Raw genomic sequence first — 25,401 nt, 5'->3', positions numbered from 1 at the left:
GAAACCATGACATCTCGCTGGACCACTGCAGTACTGGACACCGATCATCCCGGCGGCTGGGCCGTGGCGCGCAGCCCTGAAGGGTTTTTGTTCGATGACAACGGCGCGCTGTTCCCGCGGGAATGGCTCAAGCGTCAGGACTTGTCGATCCTCGCCGAACACGGCATTGGCCATCTCGATGGCGAGCCGGTGTACCTGCTGGAGTTGCACAGTGTCAGCGAGGTGCCGGGGTGCAACTGGAAAGGTCTGCGGGCGTTCATGCTCGATGGCGATCACACGGTCTACAAAGTTTTGGGTTATGCCGCACAGATCGGCACCTGGGCGCGGGAGCATCGTTTTTGCGGCAATTGCGGGCAGGCCATGACGCAGGTGCCGCGGGAGCGGGCGATGCATTGCCAGCCGTGCGAACTGCGCAATTACCCGCGCATTTCGCCGAGCATGATCGTGCTCGTCACCCGGGGCGACGAGGTCCTGCTGGCGCGCTCACCGCGTTTCGTCACTGGGGTCTACAGTACGCTGGCCGGATTTGCCGAGCCGGGGGAGTCGGCCGAGGATTGCCTGATTCGTGAAGTGCGCGAAGAAGTGCAGATCGAGGTCAAGAACATTCAGTACATGGGCAGCCAGTGCTGGCCGTTTCCGCATTCGATGATGCTCGGCTTCCATGCCGAGTACGCCGGTGGCGAGATTGTCTGCCAGGAAGACGAGATCGAAGACGCCCAGTGGTTCAACGTGCACGATTTGCCGCCATTGCCGGCGTCCAAATCGATTGCCCGTTACCTGATCGACGTCTACGTGGCGCGGCGCTTAGGCCACGCTGAACCAGTGCTGCCAGGCTAGGCGCACGGTCAGACCCAACACCACGGTGATGAACACCGGACGGATGAATTTGGCGCCACCGCTGATTGCGGTGCGCGCACCGAAGAACGCGCCGACCATCACCGACAGGCCCATGCTCAGGCCGATGATCCAGTCCACTTGCCCGGAAAACACGAACACCGACAGCGCCGCAATATTGCTGACGAAGTTCATGCTGCGCGCCACGCCGCTGGCCTTGACCAGGTCGATCGGGTAGAGCAACAGGCTGCTGACCGTCCAGAATGCACCTGTGCCCGGACCGGCCACGCCGTCATAGAAGCCGAGACTGAAACCCTGGCTCGATTGCCATTTCTTTTTGATCGGTGCGTCGCTGTCCAGTGGCGCTTTCGGTGTGCCGCCGAACAACAGGTACAGGCCGCAGGCAAACACGATCACCGGGAGCATTTTGTTCAGCCATTCCGCCGGCAGGTAATGGGCGACGATCGCACCGGTCAGCGCACCGACCAGCGTGCCGACGATGGCGTGCGTCCACTGCCGAGGGTGGAATAGCTTGCGCCGGTAGAAAGTGAAACTGGCGGTGGCCGAACCGAAGGTCGAACTCAGTTTGTTGGTGCCCAGCACCAGGTGTGGCGGCAGGCCGGCAGTCAGCAGCGCTGGTGTGGTCAGCAGGCCGCCACCGCCGGCAATGGCGTCGATGAAACCGGCAATGAATGCGACGAGGGCAAGAATGGCGAGGGTGGTGAGGTCAACGCTGAGTTCGAAAGGCATGGAATCGGCTTATTCGGCAGGGCGCAGACGGGCTGCGGGAAGGGCCGACATGTTACTCATTTCCAGTTGTTGCGGCGACCCATAAGGCCCGATCGCTGGCAAGCCAGCTCCGTCAGGTTTCGGCATGTCCGCCATATGTGTGTGCGCTAGAGATCCCTGTGGGAGCTGGCGTGCCAGCGATGAGGGCTGAACAGCCACAGGCTATTGAACTGTTGCCCAACCAACACCGCGACAACAAATCACCCTCCAACCATGCATCTCCATCAGTCTCAAGCCCAATAAAAACGGGCATTTGCACGCTGGCACGCTTGCTGCTCTGACACCTTGACCTTCCCAATGTCCCGAGGACACGCCAATGAGCAAGCACGCGGTGAAATTCGCCTACTGGGTACCGAACGTCAGTGGCGGGCTGGTGGTCAGCAAGATCGAGCAGCGTACCGACTGGGGCATCGACTACAACCGCAAACTGGCGCAACTCGCCGAGGCGGCAGGTTTTGAATATGCGCTGACACAGATTCGCTTCACCGCCGGCTATGGCGCTGAGTTCCAGCATGAATCGGTGGCGTTCAGTCACGCGCTGCTGGCCGCCACCCACAAACTCAAGGTGATCGCGGCCATTCTGCCGGGGCCGTGGCAACCGGCACTGGCGGCGAAACAGCTGGCGACTATCGACCAACTGACCAATGGCCGTATTGCCGTGAACATCGTCAGTGGCTGGTTCAAGGGCGAGTTTCAGGCGATTGGCGAGCACTGGCTGGAACACGACGAGCGCTATCGGCGTTCCGAGGAATTTATCCGTTCGTTGCGCGGGATCTGGAGTGAGGACAACTTTACCTTCCGTGGCGACTTCTACCGGTTTGACCATTACAGCCTCAAGCCGAAACCGGTGGGGCGTCCGGAGATCTTCCAGGGCGGCAGTTCACGGGCAGCGCGCGACATGGCGGCGCGGGTGTCGGACTGGTATTTCACCAACGGCAACAGTGTCGAAGGGATCAAGGCCCAGGTCGATGACATTCGCGCCAAAGCCGCGGCGAATAATCACTCGGTGAAGATCGGCGTCAATGCCTTCGTCATTGCACGTGACACCGAAGCAGAGGCGCGGGCCGTGCTGGCGCAGATCATTGATCAGGCCGATCCGGAAGCGGTGAATGCCTTTGGTGACGCCGCAAAGCAGGCGGGCAGGGCCTCGCCGGAAGGTGAGGGCAACTGGGCGAAGTCGACCTTCGAGGACCTGGTGCAATACAACGATGGCTTCAAGACCAACCTGATCGGCACGCCGTTGCAGATTGCCGAGCGGATTGTGGCGTTGAAAGCGGTGGGCGTGGATCTGGTGCTGGCGGGGTTTCTGCACTTTCAGGAGGAGGTGGAGTATTTCGGCCGGCGGGTGTTGCCGCTAGTGCGCGAGCTTGAGGCCGAAAAGACGGCCGCCATCGCCTGAATCCAACAAATCTCCTGGAGGCGTGAGCCTGCTCGCGATGGCGGCGTGTCAGTCAACATTCAGGTTGAGTGTTCAGACGCTGTCGCGAGCAGGCTCACTCCTGCAATTGGATCTGCGTGAACTTACAGACCGAGGTCCGACAGCCCCGGATGATCATCCGGACGTCGGCCCAGCGGCCAGTGGAACTTGCGTTCGCTTTCCTTGATCGGCATGTCGTTGATGCAGGCATAGCGCTGGAACATCAGGCCATGCTCATCGAATTCCCAGTTTTCATTGCCATAAGAGCGGAACCAGTTGCCGGAGTCGTCATGCCATTCGTAGGCGTAGCGCACGGCGATGCGGGTGTCCGAGTAGGCCCAGAGCTCCTTGATCAGGCGATAGTCCAGTTCCTTGGCCCATTTGCGGGTCAGGAAGGCTTTGGCTTCTTCGCGGTTGTTGGCGAATTCGGCGCGGTTGCGCCATTTCGTGTCGAGGGTGTAGGCCAGCGACACTCTTTCCGGGTCGCGGGAGTTCCAGCCATCCTCGGCCAGGCGAACTTTTTCAATCGCCGATTCACGGTTGAAGGGGGGTAATGGCGGACGTACCTGGGCTGCAGTAGACATGTTCAGTCTCCCGATCTCATTAATAGTTAAACAACGTGTCCGGCTTATTTAAGGCGTTACAGGTCCAATAACTTACGCGCCATGCATTGCGCATTATCAGCGGCACTGTGATCACCCATCACAAGCGCTACGGTAATGGCACCGTCAATCAGGATCAGCAATTGTCTGGCCAGCAATTGCGGATCTTCGGCGCCATGTTCGGTACACAGCTCGCACAGGTAGTCGAGCAGCTTCTGTTTGTGGTCTTTGGCGACCTGGCGCACCGGGTCCTGAGGATCACCGGTCTCGCCACTGGTATTGATAAAGGCACAGCCACGGAAGCCTTCCGAGGCGAACCAGCCCTTGAGTACGGTAAACAGGTTGATCAGGCGCTTGGCCGGGGTTTCGGCCTGATCGACAGCATTTCGGTACCAATGCATCCAGCGCACATCGCGGCGTTGCAAAGCGGCGACGGTCAGCTCCTCCTTGTTGGCGAAGTAGCGGTAGATGCTTTTTCTGGAGACGCCGGCGGTTTTCACCAGCAGATCCATCCCGGTGGCAGCGATGCCACTCTTGTAGATCAGCTTTTCGGTGACATCCAGAATGATGTCGCGGGTCGAGGTGTCTGTGATTTCGTTCATGCGGCCAACAGTAGAACGATCGTTCTCCTTGGTCAAGTGTTGTTTTTTGATCGCTTTCGCGAACAGGCTCGCTCCCACAGGGGATTGCATTTCAAATGCAGGAGCGAGCTCGCTCGCGAAGGCTTCATTACAGACACTTACGAGACCCGAACCGAGTGATGGTGTAAGCTCTCGGGTTCTTCGGATTCGACCCATTGCGAGCCCTATGCCGTTGCTTTTCAAACGTTCTCTGCTGCCCAAACTGCGCAGCTTCCCGCTGACCGCCGAGGCCGTGACCATTCTGTCCGGCGCCGCCGAGTTTCGTCGTAGCCTGCTGGAGAAAATCGCCACGGCGACCCGGCGCATCTACATCGTCGCGTTGTATCTGCAACAGGACGAGGCCGGTCAGGAAATTCTCGATGCCTTGCACGCCGCCAAACTCAAGCGCCCAGAGCTTGAAATTGCCGTGGTGGTTGACTGGCTGCGGGCTCAGCGTGGCCTGATCGGCGCGGGCAAACAGCCGGGGAATTCGGCGTGGTATCAGGAAATGACCCGCACGCACCAGAGCGAAGTGCCGGTGTACGGCGTGCCGGTGCAAACCCGCGAGCTGTTCGGCGTCCTGCATCTGAAGGGCTTTGTCATCGACGATTGCGTGGTCTACAGCGGCGCGAGCCTGAACAACGTCTACCTGCACAAGTTCGAAAAGTACCGGTTCGACCGTTACCATGTGCTGCACAGCCGCGAACTGGCGGACTCGATGCATCATCTGGTCAAGCATGGCCTGATCGAATCCAAGGCTGTGCATCGCCTCGACCTGCCGAACCTGCCGACCACCCGCAGCCTGCGCAACGACATCGGTGACCTGCGCAGCCGGCTCAAATACGCGACTTACGACACTGCAGCCGGCAGCACGGCGCACACCGGTCTGTCGGTGAGTCCGTTACTCGGCGTGGGCAAGAACAACCCGCTGAACCGGGCGATCCTTGAGTTGATCGCCAGCGCGCAACAGCAACTGACGATCTGTACGCCGTACTTCAACCTGCCGCTGGGAGTGATTCGCGAGATCAACCGTGCGTTGGCCCGTGGCGTGAAGATTGACATTGTGGTCGGCGACAAAACCGCCAATGACTTCTACATCCCGCCAAGCGAACCGTTCAAGGTGATCGCGGCGCTGCCGTATCTGTACGAGATCAGCCTGCGCCGCTTTGCCAAGCGGCATCAGCGCAACATCGACAGCGGCCAGTTGAACCTGCACCTGTGGCGGGATGGTGACAACACCTATCACCTCAAGGGCATGTGGATCGATCAGCGTTATACCTTGCTGACCGGCAACAACCTCAATCCACGGGCGTTCCGTCTCGACCTGGAAAATGCGCTGCTGATTGATGACCCGCAAGGCGAATGGCTGGCACCACGGGCGAAGGAACTGGAGGAGATTTTCCGCAACACCACGCGAATTGCCAGCTTCCAGAACCTGGAGACCTTGCCGGAGTACCCGGCGGCGGTGGCGAAGTTTTTGAAGCGGGTGAGCAGGGTGCGGATTGAGCGGTTGCTCTACCGGATTTTGTAAACCTTCAGGTTATTCAGGGCGGTTGAAACCGCTATCGCGAGCAGGCTCACTTCTACAGGGGAATGCATTCCAACTGGAGGAGTGAGCCTGCTCGCGATGGGGCCCTGAAAGTCTCTACATCAAATCAGTTCAGACCGAGCTTGCCACGCAACGTGGAAAGGTCTTCCGCCAAGGTATTGACCGGGCCAACCAGCGCCTTGCGGTCGTTGTCTTTGACTTTGTCATACGTCTCGAAACCACCGTCCCTGGTCTTGTATTTGGCGAGGATCTTGTCCACGGTGGCAAAATTCTTGTCGACTTTGGCGACAAACGCCTTGTCCTGTTTCTCGATCTGCGGACGGAACAGGTCGACGATTTTCTTCGCACCGTCGATGTTGCCCTGGAAGTCGTACAGGTCGGTGTGGCTGTAGCGGTCTTCTTCACCGGAGATCTTGGTCGCGGCGACTTCTTCGAGCAGCACGGCGGCACCACCGACGACTTTTTCCGGCGGGAAGGTCAGGCCGGCGACGCGGGTTTGCAGGTCTTTCACATCACTGTCCAGTTTGTCCGCCAGGGCGCTCAGACCTTCGGTGCTCTTCTCCGAGAACAGCGAGTATTCGAGGCTATGGAAACCGGTGAAGTCTTCGGCCTTTACGCCTTTTTCATGGTCGTCGACCCGGGAGTCGATGGACGCATCGAGGTCGCTGAACAGCTCGGCAATCGGTTCGATCGACTCGTAGTAGACGCGGGTCGGCGCGTAGAGCTTTTGCGCGGTGGCCAGATCGCCTTTCTTCACCGCATCGGTGAATTGTCTGGTGTGGCTGCCCAGCTCATCCAGCTGCTCGGTGACGTAGATCTTGTAGTCCGACACCGGGCCGACCAGGTCCAGCGGCGCGGTCGCGGCGAACGCCGACAGTGGGGTGTTGAGCAAACCGAGGGTCAGCAGTAACGCGAGTGGCGACTTTTTCATGGAGCGGCTCCGAGGTTTTTTATGGTTAGGCAGCTGTTTTGGGGTGGGTGGCGTTGAGCAGCGAGCGACCAATGAAGTCCTTGTCGCCGGTGACACCCGGCAGGGTGAAGAAGTAACCGCCGCCGACCGGTTTGAGGTATTCCTCCAGCGGTTCGCCGTTGAGCCGGGTCTGTACGGTGATGAAGCCTTTTTCCAGGTCGGCCTGGTAGCAGATGAACAGCAGGCCCATGTCGAGCTGGCCGTTCTTGTTCACGCCGTTGGAGTAGTTGAACGGCCGGCGCAGGATCAGGTTGGCCTGGCTCGCGGCGGTGCGCGGGTTGGCCAGGCGAATGTGCGCGTCGAGCTTGGTCAGCTTGCCTTCCGGGTCTTTGCTGTAATCCGGAACCTCGGTTTCGTGCCGGGCGCCCATCGGTGCGCCCGTGGTCTTGACCCGGCCGATGATGCTTTCCTGTTCTTGCAGCGGCGTGCGGTCCCAGCGTTCGACGAAGTTGCGGATGATCCGCACCGCTTGATAGCTGCCATGCGCCGCCCAGGCGGGTTCATCGCTGCCTGGTTGCACCCAGACAATCGTGTCCATCGCCTTGGCGTCGTTGGAATCGGGGTTGGCCGAGCCGTCGCGAAAACCGAGGAAGTTGCGCGCCGATTGGGCCGGCACTCCCGGTTTGGCCGGGGCTTGCGGCGGCACGCTGCCTTCCTGCTTCCAGCGCACCAGCAACAGATCCGGCAGGTTCTTGACGATGTCGCGCAGCGCGTGAATGTTAGTGTCGGCGGTGTTCGAGCAGAACTGCAGGCCCAAGTCGCCGTGGCAGCAATCGGCCTCCAGCGCATCGTTGGGGAAACCGACCATGCGTTGCAGGCGCTTGGGTTTAGCGGCGGCCAGACCAAAGCGCTCATCGAACAACGAGTCACCTACCGACACGGTGATGGTCAAGTTGTCCGGGGTCACGACCGGGCCGAGGATGCCGGAATCCGGCGGCGGCAGTTTCGGGTCGATCTGCGCCACCGGGCCGCCCGTCATCAGGAACGCGATGCGTTCGTTGAGGGTGCGGAACAGACGCTCGAGGTCTTCGCGATCGCTGGCCAGTACGTCAAAGGAAACGAACATGCCGGACGCCGGACGCGGGGTGACGATGCCGGTCTGGTGCACACCATGGAAATCGTGACGGTCTTCGGTCTTGTCGCTGCTCGGCGCTTCGGTGACTTGCGCCGGCGCCGCAGCCATGGCGGGGCAACTCAGGGCCGAACCGGCCAGTGCGACACCGGCGACACCCATGCCCATCAGGAGGCGGCGACGTTGCAGATCGAGGTTTTGCAAATCTTTCATCGGTATTCGTCTTCTGCTTACAGGCCGGAGAGGCCGAGGGCGGGATCAATGCCATCCAGGGCGTGGGCAAGTGCCCTGGCCTTGTCGGCGATCTGTTTACGTTGTTCGCCGCTGACGGTGTCGTAAGTGGCGTAGCCGTCCTTGACCTTGAAGCTGCTCAGTACGGTGTCGAAATCGCTCAGCGCGGCATCAATTTTCGGCAGCAGATCCGGCGCCGATTTCGTCAGCATCGGCCGCAGCAGCTCGGCCACTTTGTGTGCGGTTTCCAGGTTGCTGGCGAAGCCGTTGAGATCGCCGTGGCTGTAGCGTTCCTCTTCACCGCTGGCGGCGCGCACGTCAGCCAAGGTGTTGAGGTTGCGCACCACGATGTTGACCAACTGCTCCGGCAGCAGTGACTGGGCCAGCAGTTGTTGTTTGAGGGTGCTGACGTCGCCCAGCAGACGCTCGGCCACCGGGTTCAATCCGTCGAGGCTGCGTTGCTGGAACAGGGCGTATTCCACGCGGTGGAAGCCGACGAAGGCCGGGTCCTGCTCGCGTTTTTCGAAATAATCGGCGCGGGCGTTGATGCTGTTGTCCAGTTCGGCCAGGCGTTGCGCCGCCGGTGCCAGACGCTGATAGGCGGCACGGGCTGGCAGGTACAACGCCTGCGCCTGACTCAGGTCGCCGCTGGCGATCGCCTGATTCAGCGCCGTGACGGCTTTGATCAGCGCACTGCTTTGGCTGGCCAGATACACGCGAAACTCCGACAGCGGCCCCACGAAAGCCACCATCGACGGTCTGGCTTTGGCGGCGGCATCCGATGCGGCGGTTGGCGTTACGTGCAGCACGCCGCGCGGGTTGCTCAACAGCCCGCAAGTGATGGCGTAGTCGCCGGGTTGCAGGTTGGCGTTGATCACCTGGCTCAGGCCCGGCGCGATGTTCTCGCGCTCTTCGATCACCAGCACGCCGTCGAGGATTTCCCATTCCACCGCCCGGTCGGAGCGGTTGACGATGCGGAAACTGGCACGGCCGGCCGGTACGCTCAGCTCGTTCGGATCGCAGCTGTGGGCGTTGATGTTGACCACCACTTCGTCATGGTTGTGCTGACGCTTGGCCGCGGCCATTTTCGAGGCGTAGTAGAACAGGCCTCCGGCAGCGATCATCACGACCACCGAACCGGCCACCGCCCAGCGCAAGGCGCGGGGAGGCGAGGCCTGAGGAGTATTAGGCTTTGACATGGGTGCCCTTATTGGCTGGAAACGGAAGACGATTTGCCGGCTGACTGGGTGCCGGAGGGCGCGGCGGGCAGGAAAAACATCACCAGCGCCACCAGCAGATAGATCAGGTACGCGCCGAGGGTGCTGACGGTCGGCGCATCCTGATAACCGAACATGCCGGCCAGCACCGAGCCCAGCGGGCCATCCATCGGCAGCGTCGCGCTGAAGTCGAAGAGCACGGTCTGCAGGTGGTTCCATACGCCCGCTTCATGCAGCGCCTGCACCGAGTTGGCGAGGATGCCGGCGGCGACCACGAGGATGAACAGCCCGGTCCACTTGAAGAACGCCGACAGGTTCAGGCGCATGCTGCCGCTGTAGATCAGGAAACCGACGACGATGGCCAGGATCAACCCGAGCAGGGCGCCGATCGGCGCGCCCGGGCCTTCGCTCTGCTGGAACACCGCGAGCAGGAAGAACACGGTTTCCAGGCCTTCGCGAGCAACGGCGAAGAACACCATGGCGATCAGTGCGATCACCTGGTGCCTTGAAGACGTCAGCGCGTGGTCCAGCGAAGCTTGCAGCGAGTGCTTGATTGAGCGTGCGACCTTGCGCATCCAGAACACCATCGAACTGAGAATGCCCACGGCCACCAGCCCGACTACGCCTTCGAACAGTTCCTGCTGCTTTTGCGGGAACTCGGCACTGACCAGTTCCAGACCACCGCCCACCAGCAGGGCGAGGGCGGCGGCGAGGAATACGCCGATCCATACGGCGGGCATCCACTGGCCACGACCGGTTTGTTGCAGGTAGCTGGCGATGATGCCAACGATCAGCGCGGCTTCGATGCCTTCACGCAGCATGATCAGAAAGGGAACGAGCATTCGGTGTCCACTAAGTCATTCGAAGAGGTTACAAGTTGTAACATAATGACAACCATTCTCACATGACAATGATTGACATAAACCTGAACGCAAGCTGAACAACCCGTTTTCTGTTTTTTGCCACGCACAGATCCCTGTGGGAGCGAGCTTGCTCGCGAAGGCGGCTGACCGGTCGACATCTCTGTGACTCACCCAACGCTTTCGCGAGCAAGCTCGCTCCCACAGGGGATCTGAGTCGTGTTTGGGTTAAGATGCCCGTCCCTCGAAAACAACAAGGTCTGCCTCGCTCCATGTCGGAAAAAGACACCATCGCCGTGCAACTGGTGCGTGAAGCGCTGCTGCAAAGTTGTGCCCCGGGCGTGGCCACGGAAGATGTCTTGAACAAGGTCGGTATCGACTCGGCCGTGCTGCAAAGCGCAGAAGGCCGGGTACCCGCTGCGCAATACGCAAAACTCTGGCGCTTGCTGGCCCGGCGTGGCGATGACGAGTTCTTCGGCATGGACCCGCGCCCGCTCAAGTCCGGCAGCCTCGAGTTCCTCTGTCGCAGCGCCATGGCCCAACCGACCCTGGCCGCCGGCCTGGGCATGGGCCTGAGTTTTCTCTCGTTGATGCTGGAAAAAATGCCGGCGCAACTTGTGCATCAGCAAAGCCTGGCGGAAGTCGTGCTGCTCGAAGACGACCCCGAACCGCGCCGCGCCTTCACCTATTTCACCTACTGGATGATCGTCCACGGCGTGGCCTGCTGGCTGGCCGGGCGGCGGATTCCGATTCTGGCGATCGAACTGCGTTGCGCCGAACCGGACTTTTGCGACGACTACCGGGTGATGTTCTCGGAAAACCTGCGGTTCGAGCGTCCACGCACGCGGATGATCTTCGCCGCCGATTGCCTCGACCTGCCGATCAAGCGTACAGCCGAGGAACTGAAACGCTTTCTGGCCCATGCGCCAGCAAACATCCTGGTGAAGTATCGCGACCCGGAGAGCCTTGCCAGCCGGATCAAGCACAATTTGCGGCAGTTGCCCGCCGAACACTGGCCGGAAACCGAGCCCCTGGCGCAGCAACTGTGCATGTCCGCCTCGACCCTGCGCCGACGCTTGTCGGAAGAAGGCCAGACTTATCAGGGCCTGAAGGACAGCGTGCGCAAGGAACTGGCGATCACTTGGCTGGCGGAGCCGTCGATCAGTTTTGTCGAGATCGCCACGCGGCTGGGGTTTGCCGATGCGAGTTCGTTCTACAAGGCGTTTCGCAAGTGGTCGGGGTCGAATCCGGGGCATTACCGCACCTTGATCCTGAACGAAGCGCTCTGATCCTGCACAGGCATTGATCGCTCTGACCTCATCGCTGGCAAGCCAGCTCCCACAGGTTTTGCGCTAACCCTGTGGGAGCTGGCTTGCCAGCCATAGGGCCGGTCAAGGCAACACATACTTTGATCCTTGGCCAAACCAGTCAGCCAACTTGATGGCTTTGACCATTGCCGCCTCCGCGCCGCAGCGCGACTATCCCTGTGTTGTTTACGGTTCCCAGCCTAATAAAAACACCGAGGGATTCTGGCAATGCGCGATTACTTGTCTGCCACCGAACAGTTCAACTATCAGCACACCGTGGACGCTGCGCTCAGCGGTTCGCTGGAGGCGCTCAACGCCTGCGTCGAATGTTGCGACCGTCACGCCTTGCCGGGGCGCATCGCGTTGTTCTGGGAGGGCCGCGACGGCGCCAGTGCGACCTACACCTTCAGTGACCTGCAGGACAAAGCCGCACGTTTTGCCAATTTCCTTCTGGCCCAGGGCGTGCAGAAGGGCGACAAGGTTGCCGGCCTGCTGCCGCGCAATATCGAACTGCTGATCACCGTGTTCGCCACCTGGCGTATCGGTGCGGTGTATCAGCCGCTGTTCACCGCGTTCGGCCCCAAGGCCATCGAACATCGCCTGAACAGCTCCGGCGCCAAAGTGGTGGTCACCGATGCGACCAACCGGCCGAAACTCGCCGAAGTCGGCGATTGCCCGACTGTGGTCACCGTTGGCGGCGCCAAGGGCCAGGGCATTGTCCGTGGCGACTTCAGTTTCTGGGCCGAACTGGCCAACTATTCCAACGTCTGCGAGCCGGTATTGCTGACGGGCGAGGAGCCGTTCCTACTGATGTTCACCTCGGGCACTACCGGCCCGTCGAAAGCGCTATCAGTGCCGCTCAAGGCGATCGTCGCGTTCCAGAGCTACACCCGCGACGCGGTGGATTTGCGTCCTGAAGAGTCATTCTGGAATGTCGCCGATCCGGGCTGGGCCTATGGCATCTATTTCGGCGTCACCGGCCCGATGGCCATGGGGCATCCGATCACCTTCTATGATGGCCCGTTCACTCTCGAAAGCACCTGCCGGGTGATCAACAAGTACAACATCACCAACCTCACCGGTTCGCCGACGGCCTATCGTCTGCTGATCGCCGGCGGCAACGAATTCGCCAAGTCGATCAAGGGCAAGCTGCGCATCGTCAGCAGCGCCGGCGAGCCGCTGAACCCGGAAGTGATCCGCTGGTTCGCCGACAACCTCGGCGTAGTCATTCACGACCATTACGGCCAGACCGAACTGGGCATGGTCCTGTGCAACCACCACGGCCTGGAGCACCCGATCCACCTCGGTGCCGCCGGTTTCGCCTCGCCGGGCCATCGCATCGTGGTGCTCGACGAGCACTGCAACGAACTCGGCGTCGGCCAGCCGGGGATTCTTGCCATCGACCGTCCGCAATCGCCGATGTGCTGGTTCGCCGGCTATGAAGGCGTGCCGACCAAGGCCTTCGTCGGCAACTACTACCTCAGCGGCGACACTGTGGAGTGGAACCCGGACGGCAGCATCAGCTTCGTCGGCCGCAGCGATGACGTAATCACCACATCCGGTTATCGCGTCGGTCCGTTCGATGTCGAAAGTGCGCTGATCGAGCACCCGGCGGTGGTCGAAGCGGCGGTGGTCGGCAAGCCCGATCCGGAGCGCACCGAACTGGTCAAGGCCTTCGTCGTGCTCAACCCGCAATACCGCGCCGAACCGGCGCTGGCCGAGGAGTTGCGGCAACACGTGCGCAAGCGTCTGGCCGCGCATTCATACCCGCGTGAAATCGAATTTGTCAGCGAATTGCCGAAAACCCCAAGCGGCAAATTGCAGCGCTTTATCTTGCGCAACCAGGAAATCGCCAAGGCTCAAGAGGCCGCGGCGCACAACGTTTCAGCTTGAATCAGGAAGTCAGTCATGCAGATCGAGAACAAGGTTTTTATCGTCACCGGCGGCGCGTCCGGCCTGGGTGCGGCCACCGCTGAGTTGCTGGTCAACGCCGGCGCCAAAGTGATGCTGGTGGACATGAACGCCGAAGCCGTTGCCGCCCAGGCCCAGCGCCTCGGCGCGCAAAGCGTGGTCGCCGACATCAGCAACGAGGCCGCTGCCGAAGCAGCGGTGCAGGCGACGGTCAAAGCCTTTGGCAGTCTCAATGGTCTGGTCAACTGCGCCGGCATCGTCCGGGGCGAGAAGATCCTCGGCAAGAACGGCCCGCATGCGCTGTCCAGTTTTGCCCAGGTGATCAACGTCAACCTGATCGGCAGCTTCAACATGCTGCGTCTGGCCGCGGCGGCTATCGCCGAAAGCGACGCGAATGCCGACGGCGAACGCGGGGTGATCATCAACACCGCTTCGGTGGCCGCGTTCGACGGCCAGATCGGCCAGGCCGCGTATTCCGCCTCCAAAGGCGCGATTGCCAGCCTGACCCTGCCGGCCGCCCGTGAACTGGCGCGCTTCGGCATCCGCGTGATGACCATCGCCCCGGGCATTTTCGAAACGCCGATGATGGCCGGCATGACCCCGGAAGTCCGCGACTCCCTCGCTGCCGGCGTGCCATTCCCGCCACGCCTGGGCAAACCGGCGGAGTACGCTGCGCTGGTTCGGCATATCATCGAAAACAGCATGCTCAACGGTGAGGTGATCCGTCTCGACGGCGCCTTGCGCATGGCCGCCAAGTAAGGAGGATTTGTCATGACTATTTCCAATGATCCGATTGTTATCGTCAGCGCCGTCCGCACGCCGATGGGCGGTTTCCAGGGCGAACTGAAAAGTCTCAGCGCCCCGCAACTCGGTGCTGCGGCGATCAAAGCCGCCGTTGAACGCGCCGGAGTTGCCAGCGACGCGGTCGACGAGGTGCTGTTCGGTTGCGTGTTGCCGGCTGGCCTCGGCCAGGCGCCGGCACGTCAGGCGGCACTCGGTGCCGGGCTGGACAAGTCCACCCGCTGCACCACGGTCAACAAGATGTGCGGCTCCGGCATGGAAACCACCATTCTGGCTCACGACATGTTGCTGGCCGGCAGCGCCGACGTGGTGATCGCCGGCGGCATGGAAAGCATGTCCAACTCGCCATACCTGCTGGACCGCGCTCGCGCCGGTTATCGCATGGGCCATGGCCGAGTGCTGGATTCGATGTTCCTCGACGGCCTCGAAGACGCCTACGACAAGGGCCGCCTGATGGGCACCTTCGCCGAAGACTGCGCCGAAACCAACGACTTCAGCCGTGAAGCGCAGGACGCCTTTGCCATTGCCTCGACTACCCGCGCCCAGCAGGCAATCAAGGACGGCAGCTTCAAGGCCGAGATCGTGCCGCTGACCGTGACTGTCGGTAAAGAGCAGGTGCTGATCATCAACGACGAGCAGCCGCCGAAAGCCAAACTGGACAAGGTTGCCTCGCTGAAACCGGCGTTCCGCGAAGGCGGCACGGTGACGGCAGCGAACTCCAGCTCGATCTCTGACGGCGCTGCGGCTCTGGTGCTGATGCGCCAGTCGCAAGCACAGAAACTTGGCCTCAAGCCGCTGGCGGTGATTCACGGCCATGCGGCGTTTGCCGACACCCCGGGCCTGTTCCCGGTGGCGCCGATCGGTGCGATCAAGAAGCTGGTGAAGAAGACCGATTGGGCGCTGGATCAGGTCGATCTGTTTGAAATCAACGAAGCGTTCGCCGTGGTGGCGATGGCGGCGATGACCCATCTGGAAATCCCCCACGACAAACTCAATGTGCATGGCGGTGCCTGCGCGCTGGGCCACCCGATTGGCGCCTCGGGCGCGCGGATTCTGGTGACCTTGCTCTCGGCCCTGCGCCAGAAAGGCCTGAAACGCGGGATTGCGGCGATCTGCATCGGCGGTGGTGAAGCCACGGCCATGGCGCTGGAATGCGTCTATTGAAGTTGACACTCGTCCCTGTGGGAGCGGGCTTGCCCGCGATGACGGAGTGTCATGTGGCCGATACGTTCACTGACACGGCCCCATCGCGGGCAAGCCCGCTCCCACAGGGTTCTGTGTTGCAACCCTGATTAAGGATTCACCATGATTCCCAACGAAGACCAAACCCAGATCCGCGACATGGCCCGGCAGTTTGCCGAGGAACGCCTGAAACCGTTCGCCGCCGAGTGGGATCGCGAGCACCGTTTCCCCAAGGAAGCCATCGGCGAAATGGCCGGGCTGGGCTTTTTCGGCATGCTCGTGCCGGAGCAGTGGGGCGGCTGTGACACCGGTTACCTGGCTTACGCCATGGCCCTGGAAGAAATCGCTGCCGGCGACGGCGCCTGCTCGACCATCATGAGCGTGCACAACTCGGTGGGGTGCGTGCCGATCCTCAAGTTCGGCAACGACGATCAGCGCGAGCGCTTCCTCAAGCCGCTGGCCAGCGGCGCCATGCTCGGCGCTTTCGCCTTGACCGAGCCGCAGGCCGGCTCCGACGCCAGCAGCCTGAAAACCCGCGCACGGCTGGAGGGCGATCACTATGTGCTCAACGGCTGCAAACAGTTCATCACCTCCGGGCAGAACGCCGGGATCGTGATCGTGTTTGCGGTGACCGACCCGAGCGCCGGCAAACGCGGAATCAGCGCGTTTATCGTGCCTACCGATTCGCCGGGCTATAAAGTCGCCCGGGTCGAAGACAAGCTCGGCCAGCACGCGTCCGACACCTGCCAGATTCTTTTCGAAGACGTGAAAGTGCCGGTGGCCAACCGTTTGGGCGAAGAGGGAGAGGGCTACAAGATTGCCCTGGCCAACCTTGAAGGCGGGCGCGTTGGCATCGCTTCGCAAGCGGTGGGCATGGCCCGTGCCGCGTTCGAAGCGGCGCGCGATTACGCCCGTGAACGCGACACCTTTGGCAAGCCGATCATCGAACACCAGGCCGTTGCCTTCCGCTTGGCCGACATGGCCACGCAGATCGCCGTCGCCCGGCAAATGGTGCATTACGCCGCCGCCCTGCGTGACAGCGGCCAACCAGCACTGGTCGAAGCCTCGATGGCGAAACTGTTCGCCTCGGAAATGGCCGAGAAGGTCTGCTCAATGGCGTTGCAGACGCTGGGCGGTTACGGTTACCTCAACGACTTCCCGCTGGAGCGCATCTACCGCGACGTGCGCGTCTGCCAGATCTACGAAGGCACCAGCGACATTCAGCGCATGGTCATCTCTCGAAACCTTTAAATCCACCCTCTGCAGGAGCTGCCGCAGGCAGTTCCTGCAGTGCAAGCATTCAGGAGTTTTATATGAGCTACGAAACGATTCTGCTGGAAGTCCACGACCGTGTCGGCCTGATCACCCTGAACCGCCCCCAGGCGCTGAATGCCCTGAATGCGCAACTGGTCAGCGAAGTGAATCACGCCCTCGATGGCCTGGAAGCGGATGCGAACATCGGCTGCATCGTTATCACCGGTTCGAAAAAAGCCTTCGCCGCCGGTGCCGACATCAAGGAAATGGCCGAGCTGACTTACCCGCAGATCTACATGGATGACCTGTTCAGCGACAGCGATCGCGTCGCCAACCGCCGCAAGCCGATCATCGCGGCAGTCAACGGCTTCGCCCTCGGTGGCGGCTGCGAATTGGCGCTGATGTGCGACTTCATTCTGGCCGGTGACAACGCCAGATTCGGTCAGCCGGAAATCAACCTTGGCGTGCTTCCGGGCATGGGCGGCACCCAGCGCCTGACCCGTGCCGTGGGCAAGGCCAAGGCCATGGAAATGTGCTTGAGCGGGCGCATGATCGACGCGGTGGAAGCCGAGCGTTGCGGCATCGTCGCACGGATCGTGCCGAGTGATGAGTTGCTCGACGAAGCGCTGAAGGTCGCCGCGGTGATTGCCGGCAAGTCGCTGCCGATTGCGATGATGGTCAAGGAAAGCGTCAACCGTGCTTTTGAGGTCAACCTGACCGAAGGCGTGCGCTTCGAGCGCCGAGTGTTCCATGCGGCGTTTGCCACGCAGGATCAGAAGGAAGGGATGGCGGCGTTTGTGGCCAAGCGGGCGCCGGAGTTTCAGGGCAAATAATGCAACGTTTGAGCTGACCTCATCGCGAGCAGGCTCACTCCTACAGTGGAATTGCGGTTGACACAGGTTCTGTGTACATCCGAAGACCCTGTAGGAGTGAGCCTGCTCGCGATGCTTTTAGAGCTGGTAGTTTTTCAGCTCCCGCGCAATCACCATCCGCTGAATCTCGCTCGAGCCTTCATAAATCTGGGTAATCCGTGCATCGCGGTAGTACTTCTCCACCGGATAGTCCTCCAGATACCCATACCCGCCATGAATCTGAATCGCCGAGGAGCAGACCTTCTCGGCCATCTCCGACGCGAACAGCTTGGCCTGCGATGCCTCCGACAAGCACGGCTTGCCCGCCGTCCGCAGTCGCGCCGCATGCAGGATCATCAAGCGCGCGGCGTTGATTTGCATCTGCATGTCGGCCAGCAGGTTGGCAATACTCTGGTGTTCGTTGATCGGTTTGCCGAACTGGATGCGATCGCGGGAATACACCAGCGCCGCTTCGAACGCGGCGCGAGCAATGCCGAGCGCCTGAGCCGCGATGCCAATGCGGCCGCCCTCAAGGTTGGACAAGGCAATCGCCAGGCCCTTGCCGCGCTCGCCGAGCAGATTGGCCTCGGGAATGCTGCAGCTGTTGAGCGTCACCGCACAGGTGTCGGAGGCACGGATGCCCATCTTGTGTTCGGTGCGATCGACGATGAAACCCGGCGTATCGGTCGGCACCAGGAACGCGGAAATGCCTTTTTTGCCCAAGTCCGGATCGGTCACCGCAAACACGATCGCCAGTTTCGCCCGTTTGCCGTTGCTGACAAATTGCTTGGCGCCGTTGATCACCCACTGGCCGTCGCGCAGTTCGGCGCGGGTGCGCAGGTTGTGCGCTTCGGAGCCGGCCTGTGGTTCGGTCAGGCAGAAACAGCCAATCACCTGACCGCTGGCGAGGTCGGCCAGCCAGGTGTTTTTCTGCGCTTCGCTGCCGTAGTTCATGACCGGCCCACAACCCACCGAGTTGTGGATGCTCATGAAGGCGCCGGTCGCGCCGTCGCCTGCGGAAATCTCTTCCACGGCCAGGGCGTAGGCCACGTAATCGACGTAAGTGCCGCCCCATTCCTCAGGTACGACCATGCCGAGCAAACCCAGCTCACCCATCTTCGCCACCAGCGCGTCATCAATCCAGCCAGCCTTTTCCCAGGCCTGCGCGTGAGGCGCGATCTCGCCACGGGCAAAGTCCCGGGCCATGTCGCGGATCATTACTTGTTCTTCAGTCAGTTCGAGATCGTGCATGGCTCAGCTCCCGCTCTCAGCAAACCCGTGGAAGAAACTCGCGACATGCGCAGCGTCCAGCGCAGCGAGGGTCGGCGGGTTCCAGCGTGGTGTCTTGTCTTTGTCGATCAGCAAGGCGCGCACGCCTTCGATCAGGTCGCCGCGCTCGAACCACTGGCGATCCAGATGCAGTTCGAGGGCGAAGCAGTGTTCCAGGCTCAAGTGCCGGCCACGACGGAGCATCTCCAGCGTCACGGCCATGGCCAGCGGCGAACGGGTTTCCAGGAGGTCAGCGGTGGCGGTTGCCCATTCGTGGCTGTCGGCAACCGTGACTGCACGCAGTTGCTCGACCATGCTCGGCACATCGGGCAAGGCGAAGAAGTGGTCGATGACCGGACGCAGTTTTTGCAGCGGTGCATCGGCCAGGGTCTGCACGCCGTTTTTTGCGAGCAGGCTTTGCAGGTCCTTGAGCGGCGTGTCATGCCATTCCAGGTGATCGAGCTGTTCATCGAGGCTCGCCAGTTTACGGCTGTCGACGTACCAGTCGGCCAGCCCGCAATACAGCGCATCGGCCGCGCGGATCTGCACGCCGCTGACACCCAGATAAATCCCCAGCTCACCGGGGATGCGCGGCAGGAAGTAACTGCCGCCGACATCCGGGAAATAACCGATGGCCACTTCCGGCATCGCCAGACGGCTCTTCTCGGTGACCACGCGCAGATCCGCGCCTTGCACCAGGCCCATGCCGCCGCCGAGGACGAAACCGTCCATCAAGGCCAGCACCGGTTTACGGTAGTGATGAATCGTCAGGTCGAGGGCGTATTCCTCGACGAAGAAATCTTCGTGCAGCGTATCGCCGCTTTTGAAACTGTCGTAAAGGGAACGAATGTCACCGCCAGCGCAGAAGGCTTTTTCACCGGCGCCGCGCAGCACCACGGCGCGGACATCGCTGTCGGTTGCCCAGGCGTCGAGCTGCCGTTGCAGTTGGCGAACCATGTCGAGGGTGATGGCGTTGAGGCCGGCGGGGCGGTTGAGGGTCAGGTGACCGATGTGGTTGCGAACCTCGGCCAGCACTTCGTTTTGCGTGGCATCCATGGACGGTGTCCGCGGGGATGAAGCCTGAGCAGTCATCACTAACTCCCTGCTTTTATTGTCTTTATTCGAGAAGCTCGCGCGCGAGCGTTAGCGGATCGTAACAGTGCAAATTTGCCGTGTACAACGGGGATATGTGCAGGGGGAGTTTGCGTTTTTGCAGCAGGCGCAAGATTGTCTTTGTGGCGGGAGCTTGCTCGCGGCGGGCTGCGAAGCGGCCCCATTATTCAACACCATGGGGCTGCCTCTGCTGAGCAGCCGAGCTGGAGCAAGCTCCCTCGCCACAAGGATTCAGGTCGTTATCGAGTGAAGACTTCACCGATGCTACGACGCTTGGCGTGCAGTTCGCTGGCATGAATCAGTTGTTCGAGATCTTCAGGTGTAACGTCGATAAACGCTTCCATATCCGCCAATGCCAGTTTCAAGTCAGCGGCGGTGATGGCCTGGCTATCGACCGGCGCCAGTGCCGGTGCTGGCTCGGCCGGGCGTTTCGGGTAGTGGATGCGCGTCAGGTTGTTGTAGGTCAGAGCGCTGAGCAGCATGCACGCGGCGGCGAGCATCACCGGTTCCATGGCCTTCCAGTCCATTGCGATGGTGGCTGGATCGGCCAGCACCAGCGTCAGCGCGAGCGCACCAGCCGGTGGGTGAAGGCAACGCAGCCAGCACATCAGGATCAACGCCATGCCCGCCGCCAGGCAAGCGCTGCCGAGGGTTCGGCCGAGGACGTGGGCCACCAGCAGCGCGACAACGCTGGCGCACAAGTAGCCGCCGATGATCGACCATGGCTGTGCGAGGGCGCCGGAAGACACGGCAAATAGCAACACGGCTGAAGCACCCAGCGGCCCGATCAGGTGATACGCGACCTCGATGCCGAACACCTGACTGCACGCCCACACACTGAACAAGGTGCCCAGCGCCATGCCGATGGCGGCGCGGCTCCATTCGGTGGGGCGGGTGTTGATGGCAGCGGGCAACCAGCGAGCGAGCATTTAAATCGGGTCCTTGCAGCAAATTCGAGGCAAAAAAAAGGACTGTCCGGCAATCCGGAAAGTCCTCGAAGCGTTCCAACTATTGGGGGAGGAACGCGCACAGTGTGCCGTGCAAACTCGATGCTGACAAATTCATATAAATGCTGCTTCAGTGCATTATTTTTGAGTTAAAGCGACGCGTCTCCCGCTCATGAAGCACAGCAGTCCACCCATTGCGGTCAACGCGCTCAGCGCATAGAACATCGTTGGCGCCGGAGTGTGCATCAGCAGGAATCCGCAGATCACCGGACTCAACGCGCCGCCCAGAGCCGCCAGATTCTGTGCGCCGTAGTAGCTGCCACGCAATTCTTCCGGAGCCAGGGTGTCGACGAACAGGAACTCCGACGGGTAAATGATCATTTCACCCAGAGTGAAGATGAACATCGCGATGCACCAGGTGAGCAGGCTGTTGGCCAGACTGAAACCGATCAACCCAAGAATGAACAGGCTGGTGCCAGCAGCAATCCAGTAGCGCAACTTTTCGCGACTGAGGAAGCGACCGATCTGGTATTGCAGCAGGATCACCGTGATGGCATTGCAGGCGAGCAGGGCGGCCATGGTCTGCAGGGCGCTTTTCGAGTCTTCGACCACCAGCAGGTATTGCGACAGGTACAGGGTGAAGCGCCCGTGCACCACGGTGCTGAGCAGGCAACCGCAGGTGAACATGATCAGCGTGCGGTCGTTTTTCAGGGTGAACAGGGTTTTCAGAAAGCTTTGCGGTTGGCCGATGGCGGTAACCGGGCCGGAATCCCTGGGAATCCCGCTCATCAGAAACACACTGGCGAAGGCAATCGCGGCGGCGATCAGGAACGGCGCAACAGGGTAGACCCCGGCAATCACCACGCCGAGCATCGGCCCGGTGGCGTAACCGATGTTGGTCAGCGTATAGCGCAGGGAAAATGCCTTGGCCCGTTGGCTCATAGGCAGGTTTTCACTGAGGATTGCCTTGGAGCCGATCAGGAACAACGCCGAGGCGGTTTCGGTGATGATCAGGGTAACGGTGGTCAGATAAAGGTTTTGGGCGAACGTCAGCAAGAAAAAGCCCACGGCGCTGGAAAGCATGGCGAGAATCAGCAACCGGCGCTTATCCAGGCGGTCGATGATGTAGCCGCCATACAGTGCCAGCAGGGTCGCGATGAACACCGCGATACCCAGGAGCAGACCGACGTCCTGCTGGTTTAGCCCGAGCTTGTTGCTCAGGAACAGTGTGAGCAGCGGACTGGTGATGGCGCGGCTGACCACGATGGTCAGCGAGACGATCATCAGGCGACGGATAACGAGCGAGTAGGTGGCCACGGTGGGGCGAATGTCCTTATTTCAGTTGTTTTTGTGATCGGCTGGGCACCGAGTCGGCTGCATCGCGAGCAGGCGGCACACTCATTACATCAGCCACCGATCCAGATCGCCCACAGATTCGAGGCTCTCCAGTCGCCGCACAGCGCCCAGCAACCCGTCAGCCTGCCCGCGCGGTAACACCCGCAACGCCAGGCTGAAAAACTTCTCCTCCAGTGCCGCATCACTCAGCGGATTGCCCGGCGCGCCCAACGGCACCTCGACACACAGGCTGGCCATGCGTCCATCGACGGTTCGAAGTGTCACCCACGGCTCACCATCCTCGGACAGTAGCGGATCGACTTCAAGGTGAATGCGCGCCAGCCACCAGGCGATGTGTGGGTCATGGCGTGGCCCTTCGTCGTAGGCCTCCAGCCGACAGTGGCCATGCACCAGCCGCGACGCAAGCGCATACGGCAGGCTCATTTGCGCGGCAGCCAGACTGCCGACATCGCGCCCGCCACACATGTCTTGCAGGAACGGGCACAAGCGCACCTGTACATCCTCGACCTGATCAGCGCCGACCTGCAGTTGCGCCAGCAACAACCCAAGCGCGTCGATTGCCGAATGCGTTCCGCGACAGGCCGCGTAGGGTTTGATCGAACAACGCGCGAGCTTCCACACCGCGCCCAGATCGGCGTCCAGCGCGTCAGGGCGCGCGTTGTCACCTGCGAAGGTCTTGAGAAAACCACCCCAGACTTCATCGAACAGTAGCGTGGGGCCGCTGATCCCCTCGCTGGCAAACCGCGCCGCCAGCAATCCGCCTTCGGCGGCGCGACCGCTGTGCAGTTTTTTACTCTGTGAGCCGTCGTGGATGAACGCCCACAGACCGCCACTGAAGCTGCCGGCGATGCCCAGCGCGGCCACTGTCTGCTGCACATCCAGGCGCAGAATCCGCGAGCACGCCGCCGCAGCGCCGAACACTCCGCAGGTGGCGGTAGAATGCCAGCCTGCGCCGTTATGCGCCGAATAGCTGCCACAGGCTTCCAGTACACGCCGGCCGATTTCATAGCCGATCACCACGGCCGTGATCAACTCGCAACCACTGATGGTCCTGTCGCTCAACGAAAGCGCAGCCATGATTGCCGGCAACACCACCGCACCGGAGTGATCGCAACCACCAGTGTCGTCCAGCTCCAGCGCATGGGCGGCGATACCATTGAGCAGCGCTGCCTGACCCGCGCCGACCCGAAACGAAGTGCCCCAGACGGGCACCGGACCGGACTCGCTTGCCAGCACTCGCCGCGACTGAAACGCCACGGCGCTGTCCGCCCCGGCCAGCGCTGCGCCAAAGGTGTCGAGGATGTGCCGCTTGGCTTGCTCGACGAGTGCCGGTGGCAAATCGTCGAAGTGTGTCGCGACGCAAAACTGCGCCAGACGCTGCATGCGCTGGGTCATACGAGGTAGTCCCGATAGTGCCGCTCATAGACCGATGCCGGATGATCGGCGCTCACCTGTTGCGCCGATTGCGCCCACCACTGCGCGACCTCGGCGCCGCTGGCGATCCACACGTCGTCATGCTTTTGAATGCCTTGCAGCAATTCGCGCAGCACGCCGATCCTTCCTGGCGTGGCAATGATTTCCGGGTGCAGGCGCAGCACATAACACAGACCGAACCGGTGGAACCCGGCGAAGTCCATCTGCAGGTTATCCAGCGTATGGCTGTAGGAGGCGATACGCGATTGTGCCGGCGGCACCGCCGGGCTCAGGTTGAAGGCGAAGTACGGCTCGTCTTCCAGTTCGTAATGCAGCGGCAGTTCGATGACATCGGGGGCCGTTGGATGAGCAAACGGCAAGTCGTCGCCACGCCACGATGAGCACCAGCGTATGCCATGACCCTTGAGCGCTTCGATAAACCCTGGCGCGCCGTTGCCGGCGGGAATGCGGAAGCCGTTCGGCCGTTCGCCGGTCAATGCGTGGAGCGCGGCACAGCCCTTGGCGACCTCGGCACTTTGCGTTGCAAGGTCGAGATGGTCGTAGTCCAGATGGCGATAGCCGGCGCAGGCAATCTCATGGCCGCCAGCCTTGATCGCCGCAATGTGCTGCGGGTTTTCCTCGGCGACGATACCAGGGACGAACCAACTGCTGGTCACCCCGAGTTCCTCGAACAACCGGAGCAGACGATCGACGCCGCGTTGCGTGCCATAGCGCCACACCGACAGGGTCTTGTCGCGTCCGGCCACTTCCGGGGCCTGAGTCAAAATACCGTGGATGTCGTTGTAATCGACGGTCAGGACCACGGCGCAGCGCTTGCCTTCGGGCCAGACCTGGTTGGGCAAAACAGCGAAGTCAGCCATGGTGATGCTCCTTCAGCCACCAGCGGGCGACGTCGCGGCAAGTGGCGAACCACACGTCATCGCGTTGGCGCATGTGTTCGAAAAGTTGCTCCAGCAACAGGATGCGTCCCGGTTTACCGGTGATTTTCGGGTGAAACAGGGTGGTCAGGCACAGGCCTTCATCCATGGCGCCGTCGTACTCACGCTTCCAGTTATCGAGGGTCAGTGCGTAGCTGGCGGTGCGATCCAGCCCCGACGGGAAATTCGGCGCGCGGGTGTAGGCGAGAGAGGCGTAATCGTCCATCTCCCAACGACCGGGGATTTCCACCAGCGGTGTGCTGTGACCGGGGACGTTGACCAGATACGGACGATCATCGCCGCGCATGCTGCTGGAATAGATGACGCCGGCGTCAGCGAGCATCGCCGGGGTTTGTGCGCGCCAGTCGCCGGACGGTGTGCGAAAGCCTTCGGCGCGGATGTGCAGGTGTTGCCAGAACACGTCCCTTGATTTCGCCATCACGGCTTGCTGTTGTTCCAGCGTCAGGGCGTAGAAGGATTCGTGTTTGTAACCGTGGTAGGCCACTTCATGGCCACGTTCGACGATGGCCTGGCACTGCTTTGGCCAGTTCTCCACGACCCAGGCCGGGACGAAGAACGTGGTCGGAATATTAAAGGCGTCGAGCAGATCGAGCAGCCGGGGCAGGGCGCGGTAAGGGCCATAACCACCGAAACCGAAGTATTCGGGCTTGTGCCAGATCGAGCCGTTGAGCATCGCATCGCCGGTCGGGCCGTCGAGGTCGAAGGCCAGGGCGAGGCAGGCTTTGTGCTGCTCGGGCCAGGCCGGTTGAAGCAAGGAGGACATCACAGCGCTCCGTTATTCATGGGTGAACGCCAAATCCTGCAGGAGCTACCGCAGGCTGCGATTTTGATCGTGTTTTCAAGACCAAGATCAAAAGATCGCAGTCCGCGGCAGCTC

23 protein-coding genes are annotated in these 25,401 nt (G+C 61.4%); 9 read left to right on the top strand and 14 right to left on the bottom strand.

Annotated elements, in window-relative coordinates; genetic code table 11:
• Positions 1-6: 6 nt before the first annotated feature.
• A complete protein-coding gene (gene nudC, locus HV782_RS15645; RefSeq protein ID WP_123468914.1) occupies positions 7-837 on the top strand; it encodes an NAD(+) diphosphatase in 831 nt (276 codons plus the stop codon).
• Here the strand turns inward: nudC and HV782_RS15640 are convergent.
• On the bottom strand, positions 805-1,584 hold the full coding sequence (locus tag HV782_RS15640; RefSeq protein WP_123468912.1) for a TSUP family transporter: 780 nt from the start codon (positions 1,582-1,584) through the stop codon (positions 805-807). The genes nudC and HV782_RS15640 overlap by 33 nt on opposite strands.
• Before the next feature lie 355 nt (positions 1,585-1,939).
• On the opposite strand from HV782_RS15640, the gene sfnG reads away from it, so the two are divergent.
• On the top strand, positions 1,940-3,022 hold the full coding sequence (gene sfnG / locus HV782_RS15635; RefSeq protein ID WP_186745447.1) for a dimethylsulfone monooxygenase SfnG: 1,083 nt from the start codon (positions 1,940-1,942) through the stop codon (positions 3,020-3,022).
• Positions 3,023-3,144: 122 nt separating this feature from the next.
• Here the strand turns inward: sfnG and HV782_RS15630 are convergent, their stop codons facing one another.
• Both HV782_RS15630 and HV782_RS15625 read right to left on the bottom strand, forming a co-directional pair.
• Positions 3,145-3,624, bottom strand: coding sequence for a nuclear transport factor 2 family protein (locus tag HV782_RS15630; RefSeq protein WP_123468908.1), 480 nt, complete (start codon positions 3,622-3,624; stop codon positions 3,145-3,147).
• Between the two features lie 56 nt (positions 3,625-3,680).
• Entirely contained in the window at positions 3,681-4,244 is a 564-nt protein-coding gene (locus HV782_RS15625; RefSeq protein ID WP_128614592.1) for a TetR/AcrR family transcriptional regulator, read from the bottom strand.
• A 205-nt stretch (positions 4,245-4,449) separates the two neighbouring features.
• On the opposite strand from HV782_RS15625, the gene pssA reads away from it, so the two are divergent.
• A complete protein-coding gene (pssA, locus tag HV782_RS15620; RefSeq protein WP_128614593.1) occupies positions 4,450-5,793 on the top strand; it encodes a CDP-diacylglycerol--serine O-phosphatidyltransferase in 1,344 nt (447 codons plus the stop codon).
• Between the two features lie 124 nt (positions 5,794-5,917).
• On the opposite strand, the gene efeO (HV782_RS15615) is transcribed toward pssA, so the two are convergent.
• Genes efeO (HV782_RS15615) through efeU form a run of 4 tightly spaced genes read right to left on the bottom strand, consistent with a single transcriptional unit; the run spans position 5,918 to position 10,143 of the window.
• Positions 5,918-6,742: an iron uptake system protein EfeO gene (gene efeO / locus HV782_RS15615; RefSeq protein WP_186745444.1), complete on the bottom strand. Its 825-nt coding sequence runs from the start codon at positions 6,740-6,742 to the stop codon at positions 5,918-5,920.
• Positions 6,743-6,767: 25 nt separating this feature from the next.
• Positions 6,768-8,066, bottom strand: coding sequence for an iron uptake transporter deferrochelatase/peroxidase subunit (gene efeB / locus HV782_RS15610; RefSeq protein ID WP_186745442.1), 1,299 nt, complete (start codon positions 8,064-8,066; stop codon positions 6,768-6,770).
• A 17-nt stretch (positions 8,067-8,083) separates the two neighbouring features.
• Positions 8,084-9,283 carry an iron uptake system protein EfeO gene (gene efeO, locus HV782_RS15605; protein WP_186745440.1) on the bottom strand — a complete coding sequence of 400 codons (1,200 nt, stop codon included), beginning with the start codon at positions 9,281-9,283 and terminating at the stop codon, positions 8,084-8,086.
• A gap of 8 nt (positions 9,284-9,291) precedes the next feature.
• On the bottom strand, positions 9,292-10,143 hold the full coding sequence (gene efeU / locus HV782_RS15600; RefSeq protein WP_186745438.1) for an iron uptake transporter permease EfeU: 852 nt from the start codon (positions 10,141-10,143) through the stop codon (positions 9,292-9,294).
• A gap of 290 nt (positions 10,144-10,433) precedes the next feature.
• On the opposite strand from efeU, the gene HV782_RS15595 reads away from it, so the two are divergent.
• The 6 genes from HV782_RS15595 to HV782_RS15570 all read left to right on the top strand — a co-directional run bounded on the left by HV782_RS15595 (position 10,434) and on the right by HV782_RS15570 (position 17,449).
• Positions 10,434-11,450 carry an AraC family transcriptional regulator gene (locus tag HV782_RS15595; protein ID WP_186745436.1) on the top strand — a complete coding sequence of 339 codons (1,017 nt, stop codon included), beginning with the start codon at positions 10,434-10,436 and terminating at the stop codon, positions 11,448-11,450.
• Between the two features lie 246 nt (positions 11,451-11,696).
• On the top strand, positions 11,697-13,361 hold the full coding sequence (locus tag HV782_RS15590) for an AMP-binding protein (RefSeq protein ID WP_186745434.1): 1,665 nt from the start codon (positions 11,697-11,699) through the stop codon (positions 13,359-13,361).
• 15 nt (positions 13,362-13,376) lie between these two features.
• Entirely contained in the window at positions 13,377-14,138 is a 762-nt protein-coding gene (locus HV782_RS15585) for an SDR family NAD(P)-dependent oxidoreductase (RefSeq protein ID WP_108562077.1), read from the top strand.
• A 12-nt stretch (positions 14,139-14,150) separates the two neighbouring features.
• Positions 14,151-15,344, top strand: coding sequence for an acetyl-CoA C-acyltransferase (locus HV782_RS15580; RefSeq protein ID WP_186745431.1), 1,194 nt, complete (start codon positions 14,151-14,153; stop codon positions 15,342-15,344).
• A 141-nt stretch (positions 15,345-15,485) separates the two neighbouring features.
• Positions 15,486-16,613: an acyl-CoA dehydrogenase gene (locus HV782_RS15575; protein ID WP_123468892.1), complete on the top strand. Its 1,128-nt coding sequence runs from the start codon at positions 15,486-15,488 to the stop codon at positions 16,611-16,613.
• Positions 16,614-16,675: 62 nt separating this feature from the next.
• Positions 16,676-17,449 carry an enoyl-CoA hydratase gene (locus HV782_RS15570; RefSeq protein WP_123468890.1) on the top strand — a complete coding sequence of 258 codons (774 nt, stop codon included), beginning with the start codon at positions 16,676-16,678 and terminating at the stop codon, positions 17,447-17,449.
• A 117-nt stretch (positions 17,450-17,566) separates the two neighbouring features.
• Here HV782_RS15570 and HV782_RS15565 read toward each other — a convergent pair whose 3' ends face one another.
• The 7 genes from HV782_RS15565 to HV782_RS15535 form a co-directional block, all read right to left on the bottom strand.
• Entirely contained in the window at positions 17,567-18,718 is a 1,152-nt protein-coding gene (locus tag HV782_RS15565) for an acyl-CoA dehydrogenase family protein (protein WP_123468888.1), read from the bottom strand.
• 3 nt (positions 18,719-18,721) lie between these two features.
• The gene (locus HV782_RS15560) at positions 18,722-19,828 is read right to left on the bottom strand and encodes an enoyl-CoA hydratase/isomerase family protein (RefSeq protein WP_123468886.1); all 1,107 of its coding nucleotides are present in this window, start codon (positions 19,826-19,828) and stop codon (positions 18,722-18,724) included.
• A 260-nt stretch (positions 19,829-20,088) separates the two neighbouring features.
• Complete coding sequence (locus HV782_RS15555; RefSeq protein ID WP_123468884.1) at positions 20,089-20,778, bottom strand: HPP family protein; 690 nt, start codon at positions 20,776-20,778, stop codon at positions 20,089-20,091.
• A gap of 156 nt (positions 20,779-20,934) precedes the next feature.
• Positions 20,935-22,113, bottom strand: a complete 1,179-nt coding sequence (locus HV782_RS15550) for an MFS transporter (protein ID WP_186745429.1) — start codon at positions 22,111-22,113, stop codon at positions 20,935-20,937.
• Between the two features lie 84 nt (positions 22,114-22,197).
• Positions 22,198-23,547 carry an MmgE/PrpD family protein gene (locus HV782_RS15545; protein WP_186745427.1) on the bottom strand — a complete coding sequence of 450 codons (1,350 nt, stop codon included), beginning with the start codon at positions 23,545-23,547 and terminating at the stop codon, positions 22,198-22,200.
• Positions 23,544-24,446, bottom strand: coding sequence for a polysaccharide deacetylase family protein (locus HV782_RS15540; protein ID WP_186745425.1), 903 nt, complete (start codon positions 24,444-24,446; stop codon positions 23,544-23,546). Before HV782_RS15540 ends, HV782_RS15545 begins: the two co-directional genes overlap by 4 nt.
• Positions 24,439-25,287: a polysaccharide deacetylase family protein gene (locus HV782_RS15535; RefSeq protein ID WP_186745423.1), complete on the bottom strand. Its 849-nt coding sequence runs from the start codon at positions 25,285-25,287 to the stop codon at positions 24,439-24,441. The genes HV782_RS15540 and HV782_RS15535 overlap by 8 nt, the downstream gene beginning before the upstream one ends.
• Between the last annotated feature and the right edge of the window lie 114 nt (positions 25,288-25,401).

It is taken from the genome of Pseudomonas monsensis, from assembly GCF_014268495.2.
GTDB lineage: Bacteria > Pseudomonadota > Gammaproteobacteria > Pseudomonadales > Pseudomonadaceae > Aquipseudomonas > Aquipseudomonas monsensis.
The sequence above is the reverse complement of the archived record's forward strand: the minus strand, read 5'-3'. Positions and strand labels throughout refer to the sequence as shown.